Annotated in this window: 10 protein-coding genes; 5 read left to right on the top strand and 5 right to left on the bottom strand. The window is 68.7% G+C overall.

Features of this window, described 5'->3' with window-relative positions:
• Positions 1-79: 79 nt before the first annotated feature.
• Positions 80-1102 (top strand): (p)ppGpp synthetase, encoded by a 1023-nt coding sequence (locus tag ABZS29_RS11230; protein ID WP_355460724.1) that lies wholly within the window; start codon positions 80-82, stop codon positions 1100-1102.
• Here ABZS29_RS11230 and ABZS29_RS11225 read toward each other — a convergent pair.
• Both ABZS29_RS11225 and ABZS29_RS11220 read right to left on the bottom strand, forming a co-directional pair.
• A complete protein-coding gene (locus ABZS29_RS11225) occupies positions 1089-2495 on the bottom strand; it encodes a DHA2 family efflux MFS transporter permease subunit (protein ID WP_355460722.1) in 1407 nt (468 codons plus the stop codon). The genes ABZS29_RS11230 and ABZS29_RS11225 overlap by 14 nt on opposite strands.
• 24 nt (positions 2496-2519) lie before the next feature.
• Positions 2520-6401, bottom strand: a complete 3882-nt coding sequence (locus ABZS29_RS11220) for a S8 family peptidase (protein WP_355460721.1) — start codon at positions 6399-6401, stop codon at positions 2520-2522.
• 115 nt (positions 6402-6516) lie between these two features.
• Here ABZS29_RS11220 and ABZS29_RS11215 point away from each other — a divergent pair, with 115 nt between their 5' ends.
• The 4 genes from ABZS29_RS11215 (at position 6517) to ABZS29_RS11200 (ending at position 12937) form a co-directional block, all read left to right on the top strand.
• Entirely contained in the window at positions 6517-7455 is a 939-nt protein-coding gene (locus ABZS29_RS11215; protein WP_355460719.1) for a helix-turn-helix domain-containing protein, read from the top strand.
• An 87-nt stretch (positions 7456-7542) separates the two neighbouring features.
• Complete coding sequence (locus ABZS29_RS11210) at positions 7543-9306, top strand: ABC transporter ATP-binding protein (protein WP_355460717.1); 1764 nt, start codon at positions 7543-7545, stop codon at positions 9304-9306.
• Positions 9303-11081, top strand: a complete 1779-nt coding sequence (locus ABZS29_RS11205) for an ABC transporter ATP-binding protein (RefSeq protein WP_355460716.1) — start codon at positions 9303-9305, stop codon at positions 11079-11081. Before ABZS29_RS11210 ends, ABZS29_RS11205 begins: the two co-directional genes overlap by 4 nt.
• Before the next feature lie 62 nt (positions 11082-11143).
• Positions 11144-12937 carry a S9 family peptidase gene (locus ABZS29_RS11200; RefSeq protein ID WP_355460714.1) on the top strand — a complete coding sequence of 598 codons (1794 nt, stop codon included), beginning with the start codon at positions 11144-11146 and terminating at the stop codon, positions 12935-12937.
• On the opposite strand, the gene ABZS29_RS11195 is transcribed toward ABZS29_RS11200, so the two are convergent.
• From ABZS29_RS11195 to ABZS29_RS11185, 3 genes are all read right to left on the bottom strand, one after another.
• Entirely contained in the window at positions 12900-13826 is a 927-nt protein-coding gene (locus ABZS29_RS11195) for an LD-carboxypeptidase (RefSeq protein ID WP_355460712.1), read from the bottom strand. The genes ABZS29_RS11200 and ABZS29_RS11195 overlap by 38 nt on opposite strands.
• Positions 13827-13855: 29 nt before the next feature.
• Entirely contained in the window at positions 13856-17164 is a 3309-nt protein-coding gene (locus tag ABZS29_RS11190) for a phosphodiester glycosidase family protein (RefSeq protein ID WP_355460710.1), read from the bottom strand.
• A gap of 93 nt (positions 17165-17257) precedes the next feature.
• Entirely contained in the window at positions 17258-17917 is a 660-nt protein-coding gene (locus ABZS29_RS11185) for a response regulator transcription factor (protein WP_355460708.1), read from the bottom strand.
• Between the last annotated feature and the right edge of the window lie 70 nt (positions 17918-17987).

Raw genomic sequence — 17987 nt, 5'->3', positions numbered from 1 at the left:
CGCTCTCTACAGCTTTCTAGCGGAAACACTAGACAGCGATAGACACCCTGAGCGACCCGAAGAGCACTATCGTTCCCGCATGATCGGGCGGCTGGAGTGGGCTGAGCAGGCGGCAGCGGTGTACGAGCGCGTGCACCAGCAGTACGTCGGGGGCGCGCGCAAGCTCGAGTCGCTGATCAACGAGCTGATCGGTGAGGAAGAGGGCATCAACTACCTCACCGCGACCGCGCGCGCCAAGGACCCGGAGTCGTTCCTGGCCAAAGCGGCCAAACCGCACCCGGACGATCCGAACCGCCCGAAGTACGACCAGCCGCTGGAGCAGATCACCGACCTGGTGGCGGCTCGGGTGATCACGTTCCTGGTCGAGGCGGTGGAGCGGGTGTGCGAGGTGATCGAGGAGGAGTTCGAGGTCGTCGAGCACACCGACATGGGGGCGCACACGCGGGCGCAGGGCGTGTTCGGCTACGCCAGCAAGCACTACCTGGTCCGGCTGAACGCGCACCGGCGCGAGCTCCCGGAGTACGCCGTACTGAAGAACCTGACGATGGAGATCCAGGTCCGGACCGCGGTTCAGCACGCGTGGGCCGAGTTCGAGCACGACATCCGGTACAAGCTGGACATCCCGCCGGACCGCAAGCCGGAGTTCGACCGGCGGTTCCTGCTGGCGGCCGCGCTGATGGAGCTGGTCGACAACGAGTTCACCGAGATCGACCGGCTGTATCGGGAGCTGGCGGCAGCCGAAACGGACAAGGCACCGCGCGACCTCACCCCGGCCACCCTCACGACGTACCTGACCCGCCGGTACCCGGACGCCCCGCATGCGAAGACGAACCACTACGCGTGGATCCTCGGCATCCTGGCCCGCCTGGGCGTCAGCACGGAGGAGGAGCTCACCGAGCTGCTCTCCGACATCGACAGCACCGCCGTTCAGGCAGCGATGACGCACAAGTTCCCGGCCGGCACCGTACGACGCTTGGACGACGACCTGCTCGCTGCTCGCGGTTCGGCGTACGTCGACCTGTTCCCGGAGGAGGACCGCCGGCAGAAGATCCTCCGGGGTCGGCTCAGGGCACTCATCAAGGCCGGCATCACGGAAGCTTGAGCGCCGCCGCAGTACGGCGAGCCCAGGCACCAGTGGTGATCAGACCGAGCGCGAGCACCAGCAGCCCACAACCGACGACCAGATACCAGAAGAGCCGAGCAGCCGAGACGAACCCGCTCTCCAGCGGACCGACCAGCCGTGCCGATAGAACCGTGCCCGCGATCGCCACACCGAGCGATGCGCCAACCTGACGACTGGTAGACGCGACAGCGGCCGCAACACCGGCCTGCGCCCGTGGCATGCCAGACACCGCCGCATTCGTGATGGGCGCGTTGAGCATGCCGAAACCGATACCGAAGACCAGATACCCGATCGCCAGCACCACAACGGTTGTCGAGTCGGTCAGCCGAGACAGGATCAGCCCGGACGCCGCCAGCATCGTCCCGGCCACAGCCAGCGGCAGTCGCGGTCCGCGGTGCCCGACCAGCCAGCCGGAGATGGGTGCGAAGACCACCGTCATCGCAGCCATCGGCAGAGTCAGCAGTCCGGCATGCAGAGCGGAGTACCCACGCACTGACTGCAGATAGAGCGAGTTGAGGAACAGAAACCCGGAGAGCGCGGCAAAGCCCGCCACTGCGATCAGTGTGGCCCCGGAGAACGGCGCACTGCGAAAGAACCGAGGTTCGAGCAGCGGCTGCTCCCTCCGCTGCTCATAGAGCACCAGCGCCACCAGAGCCGCCACCGTCACTCCGAAGCACGCCAGGATCAGCGGCGACGTCCACCCCGCCTCACGGCCCTCGATGATCCCGTAGATCAGTCCACCCAGCAGCACCACGACCAGCACCTGCCCCACCGGATCCATCCGGCGTGGCACGAGCGACCGCGACTCAGGCACGAACAACGCAGCCAGTACGACGGCCAGTAGCGTCACCGGCACGTTCATCCAGAAGATGAACCGCCAGCCCACGCCGTCGACCAGTGCACCGCCCACGACCGGACCGACCGCCATGCTGAGGCCGACGACGCCGCCCCAGACGCCGATCGCCTGCGCCCGCTCCCGAGGATCTGTGAACGTGTTGGTGATGATCGACATCGCCACCGGATTCAGCATCGAGCCACCGACCGCCTGCAGCATCCGGAAGACAATCAGCAACTCGACCGTCGACGCGACTCCGCAGAGCAACGAACCGATGCCGAAGAGCACCAGACCGGCCTGGAACGTCCGCCGCCGCCCGATGCGGTCCGCGGTGGAACCCGACACCATCAGCAGGCTGGCCAGCACCAGCGTGTAAGCGTCGATCGTCCACTGCAGCTCGGTCACCGACGCGCCCAGCTCGGCGCGGATCGCCGGCAGCGCCAGATTCACGATGGTGGAGTCGAGACCCACGATGAACAAGCTGCAACAGCAGATGCCAAGGACCAGTACCCGACGCCTGCGGCTCAGCTCGCCCACGCCTCCGACACTACAGCGGCCCAATCAGCGAACCCCGAAAAGATCGCTGATCGTCTGCAGCACGGTGTTCCCGGCCTGATCCGTCGCCTCCACCCGCAGCGACACAGTCTTCGTACCTCGCGGCGGCAGCAGAAATCCCTGGTAGACGCTGCGCAGGTTGACTCCTGCCACGGCCTTCCAGCTCTGACCACCGTCATAGCTCACGCTGACCCGCACTGTCTTGAACAGCGCGGTCTGTGGCTTCGCAGAGCTCTCGTAGTACGGCTTGAGCTGCAGCGGAACGACGCCATGGGCAACCTTGTTGTTCTGGTCGGTCGGTGCCGAGTAGCGCAGGTACAGCAACCGCTGCGGCGCACAGACGGTCGCCTGGTAACACGTGCTGCTCCCCATGCCCGACGTACTGACGGACTGCGAGCCGAAGGTCCACTCCGAGTGCTGCTTCGCGCCGTACCGGTAGAGGTCCGGGTACGACGTCATCGGCGCGGCGTTCAGGTCGGTGTCCAGCACCAGCTTGTACCGTCCGGGTGCAGACGGCAGGTTGAAGGCCGGATAGGCGCCCTGCAACATCGTTCCCGCGATTTCCTGGTCGCCGGCGTACAGCTTGGCCTTGGCGCCGATCACGCGCAGCGACGGCACCACCAGCGGATCAGAGTTCGCGTACTGCGGTACGACGACCAGTCGGTCACCGTCTCGGCAGGCAGTGCAGTAGCCCATGTGCAGCAGGTTGGTCGCGGCCGCCGATACGTCGGAGGCTCCGATACTGCGCGGTGCGCCCAGCCAGCGTTCGTCCGGCATCCGGCCGGCCCGCAGGATCGTCCGGCGCTCCTCCACGGACGCCAGGCCCCGCTCGGTGCCGGCGGACCTGATCCACTGCTGACCCGGGACGATCGGACCGAACAGTTCCTCCCTGGTCAGCGGCACCTTGGTCAGGTAGGTCGTCCACTGGAACAGATTCGGTTGCTGCTCCCGGCTCAGCCGCTGACCCGCGAGCGACTTGGCGCCGTACCCACCCGGTTGCCATTCCGGCGTGTAGCTGGACCTGATCCGGGCCAGCTCCCGGTCGTGCACCTGGAAGGACATCGACTTCGGGAAGCTGGTCAGCACCTTGGAGAGGTGGTAGAGCGTCGGCGCATCCGGTACGCCGACCAGCGTCACGGTGACGGTTCCCTTGCCCAGCAGCGCATGCAGCTTGCCTGCCTCAGTGGTGTCGACCGCCGCCACCGGAAGCACGTCGGTGTCCAACTGGTACGGGTACGGCTCGCACTGGTAGCCGATCGACTCCTGCAGTACGCCGACCGCACCGGCCGCCTTGAGCGCCGCAACGTCCGCGCCACTCAGAATGCAGTCCCAACCGCCCTGTCCCGAACTGAAGGACATCAGGACGAGCTTGCCGCGCACAGTGGCCAGTTCACCCGGCTCCAGCGACCAGCCGACATCCACGACCGGCAGCTTCTTCCACGTGCCGTCGAGATGTGGGGCGGTGCTGTTGAAGGCGGCGTTGCCCGGGTAGTTGGGCAGCATGGACAGACCGCGGCCGTTGGCCGAGTCGACCGTCATCCGCAGCTGCGGTTGGCCCCGCGTGCTCATGAAGTTGATCAGGTAGCTGCCATCGGACGACACCGCCTTGTTCGGAGCGACCAGGTAATCACCGTCGCCGTACTGCGAGAACTCCTCGGTGATGATCCGCCCGTTGGACTTGTCCGCGTTGTAGCGCTGCTCGATCAGTCCACCGCCCAGCGGCTGGGTCGGCGCGTCTGTCGCCATCCGGAACGGGGTCGCGTCCTTGTCGTCGAACGCCAGCTCGGTCGGGCCCTGCACGGTCACATCGGGTTCGGAGAAGAGGACTCGCTCGAGCCGCTCGGTCGGCTGCCGCCGGGTAGCGCCGGCCCGGATCCAGTAATGCCCCGGAGGCAGGTCGAGCGTCACGTCTCCGCTCGTCCGGTCGCCGCCGGAGCGGGTGTACGTCGAGACAGCCGCCACGGTCGCGTCCTCGGCGTTGAAGGCCGTGACATACGCGTCGGTGTACATCGGCGCCGACAGCTTCACCGACAGGTGCACCGGGAAGGTCTGCCGCGACTTCCGCAGCGCCACCGGCGTCCGCACCTGTACGCCGTCCGCGCTCGCCACCACCACTCCGGACGAGAACCCACCGGCGAGCGCATCAGCATGCAGCGTGACGTCCACAGTCGCAGTTCCACGAGCCGGTACGACGACCTGTCCGGGAACACTCAGCGCTGCGCTCGTGTCAGCCCCAGTCGTCGTCCGCAGTGAGCCGGTAAGGCTCACCGTGACGTCGGCCGAGCTGTCGTTCCGGTAGGTGACCGGCCGGACCACATCGCCGTGCTCGCTGTCCAGAACGCGTCCGAAGTCGACGCCGCTGGTCACACCGACAACCGGCTGGCTCACTGCCCGGGCGATGTCGACGCGACCAGCGCCTTGCTCGAAGACGGCGTACTTGTCGTCCTTGCTGGTGCTCATGAGTGCTGCCTTGAGCTGCGGCCCGGACCAGTCCGGGTGCTCTTGCAGCAAGATGGCGGCGGCACCCGCCACGTGCGGCGTGGCCATCGACGTACCGGATGCGGTCGTGTAGTTGGCATCGACCGGTTCGCCCATGGCCGTCCCGGCGGCCCGGGCGGCGACGATGTCCGAACCCGGTCCGGAGATGTCCGGCTTGCTGACCCTGTTGGTGGACAGGAGCGGCCCACGGCTGGAGTAGTACGCCAGCTTGTCGCTCTTGTCGACCGAGGCCACGGTCAGGGCCGCTTCGGCGACACCTGGGCTGCCGACCGTGGAGGCGCCGTACTGGCCCCTGTTCCCGGCGGCGATCACGAACAGTGCGCCGGTCGACGCGGTCAGCTGGTTCACAGCGATCGCGCCGGGATCCTGCGAGTCGTCGGCGTACGCGTCGCCGCCGAGGCTGAGGTTGATCACCCGCGCGCCCTGAGCGGCTGCCCACTCCATCCCGGCGATGACGTCGGACTCCAGCCCCAGGCCGGAGTGGTCGAGTACCTTGCCGACCATCAGCTCGACGTCCGGCGCGACGCCCTTGTACTTGCCGCCCGAAGCGGCACCGGATCCGGTGATGATCGAGGCGACGTGCGTCCCATGCCCGAAGCCGTCGACGACGTCCGGGTCCGCTGTGAAGTTCTTCGATGCGGTCACCTGTCCCTTGAGGTCCGGGTGATTCAGATCGATGCCGGTGTCGAGAACTGCGACCTTCACGCCCTTACCGGTGTACCCGGCCGCCCACGCCTGCGGTGCACCGATCATCGGCACGCTCTGGTCCAGCGAGGCCCGCACCTTGCGGTCGAGCCACACCTTCGCCACACCCCGATGAAACGACCGCGCAGCGGCCTTCCCAGCAGTGAGCGACGCCCAGAACGACGCTGTCTGAGTCTTCGGTACGTCGACCGCCGTCGCATGCAAACTGTCCAGCTGCGCAGTCGGAGTTGCCCCCGGTACGGCGTCCGCCTGGCTACGCACCCTCGCCGCGGGCACTGACGACGCCATCTGGGTGATCAACGGCAACCGCTCGGCCGCACTGTCGCCGTACCCGTTCTCGACGAGGTACGAGACGTCGAACAGCGTCCGGTCCAGTACGCCGGCCGCGATCAGCGGACCGGCGTCGTCGGGCACCACCTCGCGCCGGCCGTTGGTCTCGGTCATCCGCAGCAGCGGCCGGTAGCCGTTCGGCCGCACCGCCGCTTCCATCGAGATCTTCGTGCCATCCGGATCCGGGGTCAGCGTGACCTTGTCGCCGGTGATCAGGGTGACAGTGGTCGGTGCGGCCACCTGCGGCAGTGCCGCCGCAACCGACTGTGGCGTCACAGCTTGCGCGTCCGCCGCAGTCAAGGTGGCAGCGATCAGGGCGGTTCCGAGCAGGACGGTCAGCGCAGGGCGGGACATCGGCGGCTCCTCACGACAGCGGGTGCTAGGAGCGTCACTGAGGGCCCGAAAGCCTGTAAAGACATGACCGAGACTGGTATAGGCCATTGGCCGATATCAGACATAGCCTGGGCGGGTGCTGGAAAGTCTGGGGCTCGACGCTGCGCAGGAGGAGCTGTACGAGCGCGTCCTGACCAACCCCGGACTGCAGGTCGACCCGGACACCCCGGAACGCGCGGTGCTGGATCAGCTGGTCTCCCGGCGACTGGTGCGCCGGAGCGACGATCGCTACACGGCAGTGCCGCCGGAGCTCGCACTGCAGCGCCTGCTCGACGACCGTCGGCTCGAGCTGGACCGGGCCGCCGCGCGGGTGCGGGAGCTGGAGCGGTTGCATCGGGCAACCCCGGACCCGGAACAGCAGGTTCCCGTGCAGTTCGTTCCCGGCGACGAGGCGCCCCACTTCCAGCGCGCGATTCATGCCACCACGCGGAATCAGTTGCGTGCGCTCGAGACTCCGCCGTACGGGAAGCCTTTCGAGCTCGGGGACACCGAACCGGAGGTGGGCGCGATCCACCGCGGAGTGCGGCACCGGATCGTCTACAGCCGCGAGGCGGTCGACGTCCAGGGGCTCGACGTCTTGCGGCTGACGCTGACGATCGGTGAGGAGGCGCGCGTCGCCGGCGACGTACCGCTGCGACTGTCGATCTTCGACGACGCGGTCGCCACGATGCCGCTGCGGACCGGCCGCCCGGTCACCGAAGGCCTCCTGGTGATCCGGCCGAGCGCTTTGCTCGACGCGCTGATCGCCCTGTTCGAGCAGGTGTGGTCCACTGCATTGCCGCTCAGTCCCGACCTCACCGACGGCCTGGACCCGGACGACGACCGGACGTTGATCGCCCTGCTGGCAGCGGGAATGGGCGACCAGGCGATCGCCCGCCAGCTCGGGATCAGCCTGCGCACGGTCGGCAGACGGGTACAGCGCGTACAGACCACGCTGAACGCGGCCACCCGGTTCCAGGCCGGGGTCGCGATCGGGGTGCAGCAGGCGCAGGACCACCCCTCGAAAAGGGTTTGACGGACTGTCGGAGGGGCCGCCTAGGCTTGTTCCATTCGCCTGGTCAGGTGCCCTTACCCCCTTCTATGTCTTCGTCTGTGGGACGTCATGTCTTTGCGCCTCATTCCGTTCGCCGACCCAGGTGTGCCAGACACCCGGTCCGGTCTCCGACTCATTCTCTGGCTCGAGCATCAGCAGCTCCGCGGGCAGGCGCTCGCCATCTTCTGGGGCCTGGTGTTCTTCGGTGGGATCGCCGCCTCGCCGATCGCGGTCGGCCTGGCTGTGCAGGCCGTGATCGATCGGTCCTGGCCGAAATTGATTCTGTCCGGCGTGCTGCTGCTCGTCTTCGGCGCGGCCAAGGCCGGCGCCGACTCGTACTTCCACCGCGCGGTGGTCTCCAACTGGATCAGTACGGCGTCGCGCCTGCAGCAACTGCTGATGCGCAAGGCGTCGGAGCTGGGCTCGCTGCTCACCCGGCGGATCGCGGCCGGCGAGGTGGTGGCGGTGAGCAGCGGCGACGTCGAGAAGATCGGCTGGTTCGTCGAGGTGCTCGGCCGGTTCACAGCCGCGCTGCTGACCTCGTTCGCCGTGGTCATCGGGCTGCTGTTCTACGAGCCGCAGCTCGGTCTGGTGGTGGCCGTCGCCGTACCGGTGCTGGCGTTCTCGATCGTGCCGCTGATGGGCCCGGCCGAGCGGCGTGCGGACGCGCAGCGCGCCAAGGGTGGTCGTGCGACCGAGCTGGCCGCGGACACCGTGGCCGGTCTGCGAGTGCTGCGCGGTATCGGCGGTGAGCAGCTGTTCCTGGACCGCTATCGCGCGGCCTCTCAGGAATACCGGGCCAGCGCGGTCCGCAGCGCGCGGATGTGGTCGCTGATCGCCGCACTGCAGGTGCTGCTGTTCGGCCTGTTCCTGGTGCTGATCGTGTGGATGGGCGTGCGGATGGTGTCGGCCGGCCGGATCACGGTCGGTGAGCTGGTCACGACGTACGGGTTCATCACGTTCCTGCTGGTGCCGCTGCACACGTTTGAGGAGACGGCGAACGCGTTCATCTTCTCGAAGGTGTCGGCCAAGCGCGCGGCGCGAGTGCTGTCGCTGCGCCGTACCGACGACACGATGGGCACGGCCGCTGCGCAGCTGCCGGAAGGTGACCTGTTCGACCCGATCTCCGGGCTGCAGGTGCCGGCTGGTTCGTTCACCGCGGTGGTGTCCGGCAACCCGGATGCGGGCGGCCTGCTGGCCGACCGCCTCGGCGGACACAGTCCGACGGCCGAGCCGGACGAGGCGTCGGTCCAGCTGGGCGGTGTTGGGCTGGACGACCTGCCGCTCGATTCGGCGCGCACGGTCGTGCTGGTGCAGGACAAGGACCCGGTGCTGTTGTCGGGCACGGTCCGCGAGCTGTTCGACGTACCGGCTAGTGGTGCGGTCTCTCCGGAGACTGCGCTGGAGGCAGCACAGTGTGCGGACATCCTCGACGTACTGCGCCAGAGCCTGCCGGCCGGTGAGACGGACGCGATGCACGCCGTACTGACCGAGCGCGGTCGCTCGCTGTCCGGTGGACAGCGGCAGCGCATCGCACTCGCCCGCTCGCTGTACGTCGATCCGCAGGTGCTGGTGCTCGATGAGCCGACCAGTGCGGTCGACGCGCACACCGAGGCCCGTATTGCCGACGGACTCCGCCTGCTGCGGGCCGGACGCACCACCGTGGTGTTCACGTCCAGCCCGCTGATGCTGGATCGCGCGGACCGGGTGGTGTTCGTGCCGGACGGGCGTGTGGCCGCAGTCGGAACGCACCACGAGCTGGTGCACACCAACCCGCGGTACCGCGCGGTCGTCACCCGTGAAGAAGAGCCAACTCTCGAGGAGTCGGTGTGAAGCCCCCTCTGTACGACCCGGCGGCGCCACAGGAAGTGGTCCGGTTGCCGGTGGCAAGTAGTGCAACTGTGCGCGCCTATGTGAAGACGCTGTTCCGCAGACACCGCCGAGCGTTCGGCTGGTTGACCGCGGTGAACGCAGTGGCGGCACTGAGCGGCATGGTCGGTCCCTGGCTGCTCGGCAACGTGGTCGAGAAGCTGTCACAGGGCCAGCAGGACGTCGACCTTCCCTATGTGGTGCTGGGATTCACCCTCGCCCTGCTGGTCCAGACGGTGTTCGTCCGGCTGACCAGACTGCGTGGTGCGGTGCTCGGTGAGGAGATGCTCGCGGATCTGCGCGAGGACTTCCTGGTCCGGTCCGTGGGTCTGCCGCCTGGTGTGCTGGAGCGCGCCGGTACCGGTGACCTGCTGTCCCGGATCACCACCGACATCGATCGGCTCTCGCATGCCATGCGGGACGCCGTACCGCAGCTGACCATCGCCGTACTGTGGGCCGGACTGCTGATCGGCGCACTGATCGTCACCGCACCGCCGCTCGCGGTGGCTGTGGTGATCGCGGCGCCGATCCTGATCATCGGCGGCCGGTGGTACTTCCGCCGGGCACCGCAGGCCTATCGCTCCGAGGCCGCCGGGTACGCCGCGGTCGCCTCGGCGCTGGCCGAGACCGTGGACGCCGGCCGGACCGTCGAGTCGCACCGGCTCGGCGCCCGCCGGATCGGTCTGGGCGACACCCGGATCGGGCAGTGGGTCGCGTGGGAGCGCTACACGCTCTACCTGCGGATGATCCTGTTCCCGGTGATCAACATGACGCACACGGTCGCACTGGCCGCGGTGCTGGTGATCGGCGGCGGCTTCGCGCTGCAGGGCTGGATGACCGTCGGTGCGCTCACCACGAGCGCGCTGTACATCCAGATGCTGGTCGAGCCGGTCAACATGATGATCCGCTGGTACGACGAGCTCCAGGTGGCGCAGGTGTCGCTGGCCCGGCTGGTCGGGGTGCGCGAGGTCGAGACCGAGCAGCTCGGTGAGGAGCGCGAGCCGGAGGGCCGGACCGTGCTGGCCGACGAGGTCCGCTTCGGCTACCTCGAAGGGCGCGACGTGCTGCACGGCGTCACGCTGACCGTGCAGCCGGGCGCACGGGTCGCGCTGGTGGGCCCGTCCGGTGCCGGCAAGTCGACACTGGGCCGGCTGCTGGCCGGGATCTACTCGCCGCGGGTCGGTGACATCACCCTGGGTGGTGCGGCTCTCGACAAGATGTCGGCCGAGCAGGTACGTACTCACGTTGCCCTGGTCAACCAAGAGCACCACGTGTTCGTCGGCAGTGTCCGCGACAACCTGCGGCTGGCGCGGCCGGCCGCGGCGGACGAGGAGCTGTGGGCGGCACTGCGCTCGGTGGACGCCGACGGCTGGGTTGCTGGATTCGACGACGGTCTGGACACCGAGGTGGGCTCCGGTGGCGTCACGCTGACGCCGGCGCAGGCTCAGCAGGTCGCCCTGGCCCGGCTCGTGCTGGCCGACCCGCACACCCTGGTCCTCGACGAGGCGACCTCGTTGATGGACCCGCGGGCCGCCCGGCACCTGGAGCGGTCACTGGCCGGCGTTCTCGAGGGCCGGACCGTGGTCGCGATCGCGCACCGCCTGCACACCGCGCACGACGCGGACGTGATCGCGGTGGTGGAGGACGGCCGGATCGTCGAGCTGGGCGGTCACGACGAGCTGGTCGATGCCCAGGGCCCCTATGCCGCGCTGTGGAACTCCTGGCACGGGGACCGTTGATTTGCAGCTTGTGGCAGGCCGGGCCGCCTGCCACAAGCTGTCCCGTCATGTGAGGATGAGGTGTGCTGACCTCGCTGTTCTCGATCCCGTCCTCGATGGCCCTCGATGTGAACGACGAAGGCGGGATGCTCGTCCTGTACGACGGGACCGGCGTCCGCCAGGTCAGCGAGATCACCCCCGACGGCAGCTGGCGCGCACTCACCGACCTCGGTGACACCTGCCGGAACGCGCAGTTCGTGCCGGGCAGCCGCTCGGTGGTCGTCGAGCACGACAGCGGCGGCAACGAGCGCGGGCAGCTCTCGATCCTCGATCTCGACGAACCCGGGCTGCCGACGATGGTCCCGCTCGTCCACGACCTCGACTACCTGCACCACCTGGTCGCCGCGAAGCCGGGCCGGGTGCTCTACACGACCAACCGGCGCAACGGCGTCGACTTCGACGTGGTCGCCCGCGATCTGGCCACCGGCGCGGACACGGTGCTGTACGACGGCGGCGGCTGGGTGATGGGCGTCAGCGTCTCGCCGGACGACCAGTGGGTCGTGCTGACCGTCGCAAGCACGCCGGCCAACTCCATGCAGCTCCTGCTCGTCGAGACCGCGACCCAAGCGGTCACCGAGCTCACTCCGGCCGACGCGCCGAACGATCAGGGCCAGGTGTCCTGGTTGCCGGACTCGTCGGCCTTCGTCGTCTCCACCGACGCCGACCGCGACCACAAGGCGTTACGCCGCTACGACTTGAGCACTGCGGCGTGGAGCGACGTACTGGTCGACGATGCGCACGACCTGGCCTCATGGCTGTCGCCGGACGGCGAGCAGCTGCTGGTCGCCGTTGTCGACGACGGTGAGGTGTCGCTCGCGACGTACCGGCTGTCCGACGGTTCTGAGCTCACCCCGCTGGAGCTGCCGGCCGGTGGCTGCGCGGCGCTGTCGATGATGACGCCGAACCCGGTCTGGTCGCCGGATGCCTCGTTCGCCGCACTGACCTACAGCTCTCCGACCACACCGCCGACGGTGTACCGGTATGTCCCGTCCAGCGGTGAGGTGAGTGCCGTACTGCCGCCGGACATGCCTGAGGTGCCGAAGCTGACCATGCCGGAGAGCCTGCGGGTGCCGTCGTTCGACGGCGAGCAGGTGCCGGTCTTCCTCTTCCGGCCGACCGGACCGGACCTGGGGTCGACGGTGCTGCACATCCACGGCGGTCCGGAGGGCGCAGCGCTGCGCATCTGGCACCCTGCGATCGCTGCGCTGGCGGCCGAGGGCCACACCGTCATCGTGCCGAACGTGCGCGGCTCAGCGACGTACGGCAAGCGGTGGTACTCGCTGGACGATCGCCACCTGCGACTGGACTCCGTGAAGGACCTGGCCGCGATCCACGCCTGGCTGCCGACCATCGGCGCCGACCAGAGCCGTGCAGTGCTCTGGGGCGGTTCGTACGGCGGTTACATGGTGCTGGCGGGCCTGGCGTTCCAGCCGGAGCTGTGGGCGGCCGGGGTGGACATCGTCGGAATCGCTTCGCTGGTGACCTTCCTGGAGAACACCTCCGACTACCGCCGGGCCATGCGCGAGCGGGAGTACGGCTACCTCGCCACGGACCGCGAGTTCCTGGAGTCCGCCAGCCCGCTCAGCCGCGTCGACGACATCCGGGCGCCGCTGTTCGTCATCCACGGAGCCAACGACCCACGGGTCCCGCTGTCCGAGGCCGAGCAGATCACTGCGGCGCTGGAGCAGCGCGGTGTGCCGTGCGAGCTCGCCGTCTACCCGGACGAAGGCCATGGCCTGGCCAAGCTCCACAACAAGCTCGACGCCTACCCGCGCGCGTTCAGCTTCCTGCGGCAGCACCTGGCCACAGTGGAGTGAGCGTCGCGGCTGTCGCGTCCAACCGAACCGGCAGCCCGAGCGGTACGGCGAGGTTCAGGTCCTCGTGGCCGATGCCGGCGCCTTCCACCATCGGAAGGCCCAGCGGCTCGAGCCGCTCCCGTACGACGTCCGCCGCGAGCCCGGCGTCGTCGGAGTCGGTGAAGTCCCCGATCACGAGGCCGGTCACCTGCTCGAACCAGCCGGCCCGCAGCAGCTGCGTGAGCAGCCGGTCGATGCGGTACCCGTGCTCACCGACATCCTCCAGTACGACGATCCCGCTCGGCGGCGCGTAGGTCGGCGTACCGATGCTGCCGGCGAGCAGTGCGAGATTGCCACCGCGCAGTACGCCGTCCACAACGCCTCCGACGACAGAGCGAGCGCCACGAGGTGCCAGCAGGTCGGTGACGCTGTCCGGCTCGAACAGCAGGTCGTGCAGCCTCGCGCGGCCCTCCGCGACGCCCAACTGCTCGACAGCGGCAGCCATCGGCCCGTGAATCGTCACGAGACCGCGAGCGTTGAGTGGCTCATGCAGTGCGGTGATGTCGCTGAAGCCCACAAACCACTTCGGTACGGCGGCCAACTCGTCGAAGTCGACCGCGTCGACCATCCGCTGCACGCCGTACCCGCCGCGTCCACAGAAGACCGCAGCGAACCGGTCATCCAGCCACGCGTCCCGCAGGTCAGCAGCCCGCGCATCATCCGCGGCCGCAAGGTAGTCGAACCGGTCATGCCCCGCGAGCACGAACGGCATCACGTCGACCTCAAGCCCCCACGCCTTCAGGTACTCAAGCCCTTGGTCCAGCCGCTCGGACCGGATCCGCCCGGACGGCGCCACCACGGCAATCCGGTCGCCAACTTGCAGAGGACGCGGGACGATCGTTTCAGTCACCCGGTAGACGCTACTCGACGCGGAAGCGCTCACCAGGTGACCGTCAGGGAGGCGGTCTGGGTGACGCCGTTGACGGTGACGGTCAGGTTGGCCGTGCCGGGGCGGAGGGCGGTCAGCTGACCGGTCGCCGGGTCGTACGACGCCACCGCCCAGAACGGGGCGGTGGCCGCCGTACCGATGTGCAGCTGCGACGAGCCCTGCCAGTCGGCCGAGACCGGGAAGGTGACCGGGACCCGACGCCCGTCCTGTACGACGGTGGCCGTGGCCGGTGCCGTCGTTCCGCGGCGGAGGGTTGTCGGTGCAGTCAGCTCAAGGCTGTCGACGTGGGGACGGAGCTCGAGTTTGAGCCAGTCGGGCTGCTGACCGATGCCTACCAGCGCCCAGCCGGTGAAGCCGCCGGCGTCCGGAGCAGCGGCCGGGCTCTTGCCGGAGTTGCCGGTCAGGGGGAGCAGGACGCCGTCGGTGCGAGTCGCGGCGAAGGTGCCGGCGTGGGCGGCCATGTAGGCAGCGCCCTTGCCTGTGTTCGCGCGGAAGTCGGCCAGCCACTTCACGATCAGGGCAGCTTCCTTGCGGTCACCGAGCTGCGAGTTCTGCGTCGGCGACGGGTCGTCGATCGGGTGGTGCGCCATCACGACGACGTTCCGGATTGCCTTGTCGCGGGCCGCATCGTCCAGCTGTGCCCGCAGATCCAGGATCTGTGCGAACCCGCCGGCCCGCAGCGAGCCGAGCGACGAGTCGCGCAGAACGAAGCGCGTGCCCTTGTGGTCGAACGTACTGGTCGGCGCCCCGAACACCTTCGTCCACTCGGACAGATCACCCGGTCCGTAGCTCTCGTGGTTGCCCGGCACATAGTGCACCGGCACCTTCCCGCCGACCTCCTCGTCGAGGATCTGCTTGGCCAGCGCGATATCCGGCCCGAAGGCCCGGTCAACGAAGTCGCCGTTGATGACCAGGAAGTCCGGGTGCTGGGCGAGCGCCTCGCGGATCGTCCGGCGGGCCTGCTTCACGTAATCCGAGTTCGGGTCGTCCGCGGTGAACTGCGCATCCGACATCACCGCGAACCGCCAGCGCCCGCTGGTGACAGTACCGTCGGTGACCACCATCGGGTCGATCACCTTGGCCGGCTGCGCCAGGTTCACCGGCGGCGCGCTGCGCACGGTCAGGTCGTCGATCACGATCCGGCCGGCGTACTGGCGCGTCGGTACCGTCTCCACGACGTAGATCCGCCAGAACCGCAGCGGCATCGTCAATCCGGCCGGGATACTCGCCTCGACGTACTTCCAGCCGACCCAGTCGACCGTGGCCGCCAGGTTGACGGTCTGCGCCGAGCCGCCGGCGCCGTCGTACGCGTTGGCACGCAACCACGCGCCCTTGCCGTCGCCGTACACCCAGGCGCCGAGCTTCTGCGGCTGGCCCGGCAGCGTCTGCTGCGGCGTCTGCGCCAAGTACGCCGCTCGCGTCGCCGTACTGCCGGTGAGCGAGTAGTCGAGGGCGATCGCCTGGCCGCCGTCGTGCCCCTCGGCCGCGGACCGCGAGGCGGTCGCAGCGCCAGCCGGTACGGCGTTGGCCGCCCACTTGGTGACGTCGTCGAGCTCGTCCACGACGGTGCTCGTCAGCCCAGCCGTGACGCTGAGCTGCGTGCTGAGCTTGCCGACCGTTGCAGTCACCACGGAGGAGACAGCTTCGTTGCTCAGGGCATTCACTTCGAATCCATTGCTTTTGGCAACCACATTCAGTACCGCCGGATCGAAGCTGAGCTTCACGTCGCGCGGCTCGATCCAGGTCGAGAACCCGTCCGCGTCGTACCCGTCGATCTCGAAGAAGCCCTTCGCCGCGGAGTCGGCCAGCGACACCTGCCGGCTCGACGGCGCCAACCGGACCGGCGCGCCCAGCACCGTCATCGGGAACCTCCCGTTCGCCGTCCCTCGCACCGCACTGACCACCACATCACCGGCGCGCCGCCCGGTCACCACACCCTTCTGATCAACGCGAACCGCACTCCCACCAAACCAGTACGGCGTACCTGGCGCGGGCGCGAAGGTCTCGTCGTGGCCGGCGGCAGTGAGCACTCGGCTGAGGCCGGTGAGCACGCGCGAGCTGCGCGACAGATCGGCATCCGCATCGGCGGCCGCGGTTCCGGCTGCTTCGATGCGGAAGCCCTTGAGCCGGCCGGATCCCTTGACCGGAACCAGGCCGAGACCGTTGGGGACCAGTCGCTCACCGCCGTCGGAGGGGTCGTTCACCACCGATGGCGACGCGTCGCCCGCCGTGCGAGCGAGCATGGTCGACGAACCGCCGCCGTCGAGGTTCAGCGCGTCGTCGGCGCCGAGGCCGATCATCAGCTGACCCATCTCCTTCAGCGACAACCCGCGCGAGCCGGTCGCCCGGCCATCGACGGTCAGCAGGATCATCCGGCTGCCGTCGGCGTCGAACCCGATCGCGGTCCGCGGCGCCAGATCCGCATCCGGTACGTCGGCCGGTACTGCGCCATCCTTGGCCAGCTGCACGTTCCCGCTGATCCCGACCGCCACCTGCGACGCATCCGGTCGCAGGCCGTACTCCACGTCGACCTTGTCGCCGACCTCGAACGCGGTCAGGGCCTCGGCCCCGGCCTCTCGGCCGATCAGAGCCTGCTCGTTCTGCGCCAGCGCCGTCGTACCGGGGGTGGGTGTCGATGAGACGACCACGCCGTCGCGCAGCACCACCTCGCGAACCGTCGGCAGTCCGTCGACGGTTCGGATTCGGGCCACGTCACCCCACTCGGGGGTGTAGAGGCCGATGCCGGCGGTGTCGACGGAAGGCGAGTTCAGGTTCGTCAGCGCGAGCTTCACGGCGTCGTCGTCGGTCGCCGTCCCTTGCAGGAAGAGCTGGGCGATCCGGCCGAGCCCGTCCTTGCCGATCACCGCGGTGTCGTTGTGCCCGGCAGCGGGCGCGTTGATCAGCCGGCCGCCCTGCTCGACGCCGACGCCGAGCGGCGCGGTCGTGTCGTTGATGTCGAAGAAGTCGCCGTTGACGCCGGCGATCGCGCCCTTGCGGACAAGCTGCTGACTCAGCGGAGCGCCGCCGGAGACCTTGCCAGTGTTCACGTAGTCGACCGTGACGCCGTGCTTGTCGAGGTCCGTGGTGATCAGGTCACCACGCAGCCAGCCGCGCGGATCGAGTCGCTCGAACGAGGTGTAGGTGACGCCCGGCGCGACCGGGCTGTCGTTGCGGCTCGCGAGCACCCCGTCGCCGGCCAGGCCAGTCCCAAGGTCAGGACCGGCGTACGACGGCAGCGTGAGCCCGGTCAGCAGACCGGTGAGAGCCAAGGCGGTGAGAGCGGGACGGGCGAGCGGCACGGGAGCCTCCACTGATCGCCTCTACTGAGTGCGGGCGGTGACAAACTAACGCCTTGAGTGCCACAGCGGAAGGTTTTCTTCCCTGGTGAGATCTCAGCCGCGGACGACGAAGCCGGTCTCGTAGGCGACCACCACGGCCTGCACGCGGTCCCGGACCCCGAGTTTGGTCAGAACGCGCGCCACGTGGGTCTTGACCGTCGTCTCCGCCACGATCAGTTCGGCGGCGATCTCGGCGTTCGACAGACCCCGCGCGATCAGCCGCAGGACGTCGAGTTCCCGCTCGGTCAACGCCGCGAGCTCCGCCGGCAGTCCGGCCGGCTGGACCGGCTCGGCGAACCGCTCGACCAGCCGACGGGTGATCGCCGGGTCGATCAGCGAATCCCCCGTCGCGGCAGCCCGCACGGCCGCGATCAGCCGGGAGGACGGCGAGTCCTTGAGCAGGAAGCCGGCCGCACCGGCCCGGAGCGCGCGGTACACGTACTCGTTCTGGTCGAACGTCGTCAGCACGATGATCGTCGGCGCGTCCGGCCACCGCCGGATCTGCTCGGTGGCCGCGAGCCCGTCGAGTTCGGGCATCCGGATGTCCATCAGGATCACGTCGGGCCGGACCAGCTGCGCCTGCCGGACGGCCGCCGTACCGGTGTCGGCCTCGGCGACCACCTCGATATCGCCCTCGGCCTCCAGGATGACCCGGAACCCGGTACGCACCAGCGTCTGGTCGTCGGCGACCAGGACGCGGATCTTGTCGGACACACGGTGATTGTGCCGCGTCATCCTTGCGGATGACAGCCGAGCCGAACAATCGTCCGCAGGACAGACGTGG

It is taken from the genome of Kribbella sp. NPDC005582 (assembly GCF_040605415.1).
Lineage (GTDB): Bacteria > Actinomycetota > Actinomycetes > Propionibacteriales > Kribbellaceae > Kribbella.
This window is presented reverse-complemented; position numbering and strand designations above follow the sequence as displayed.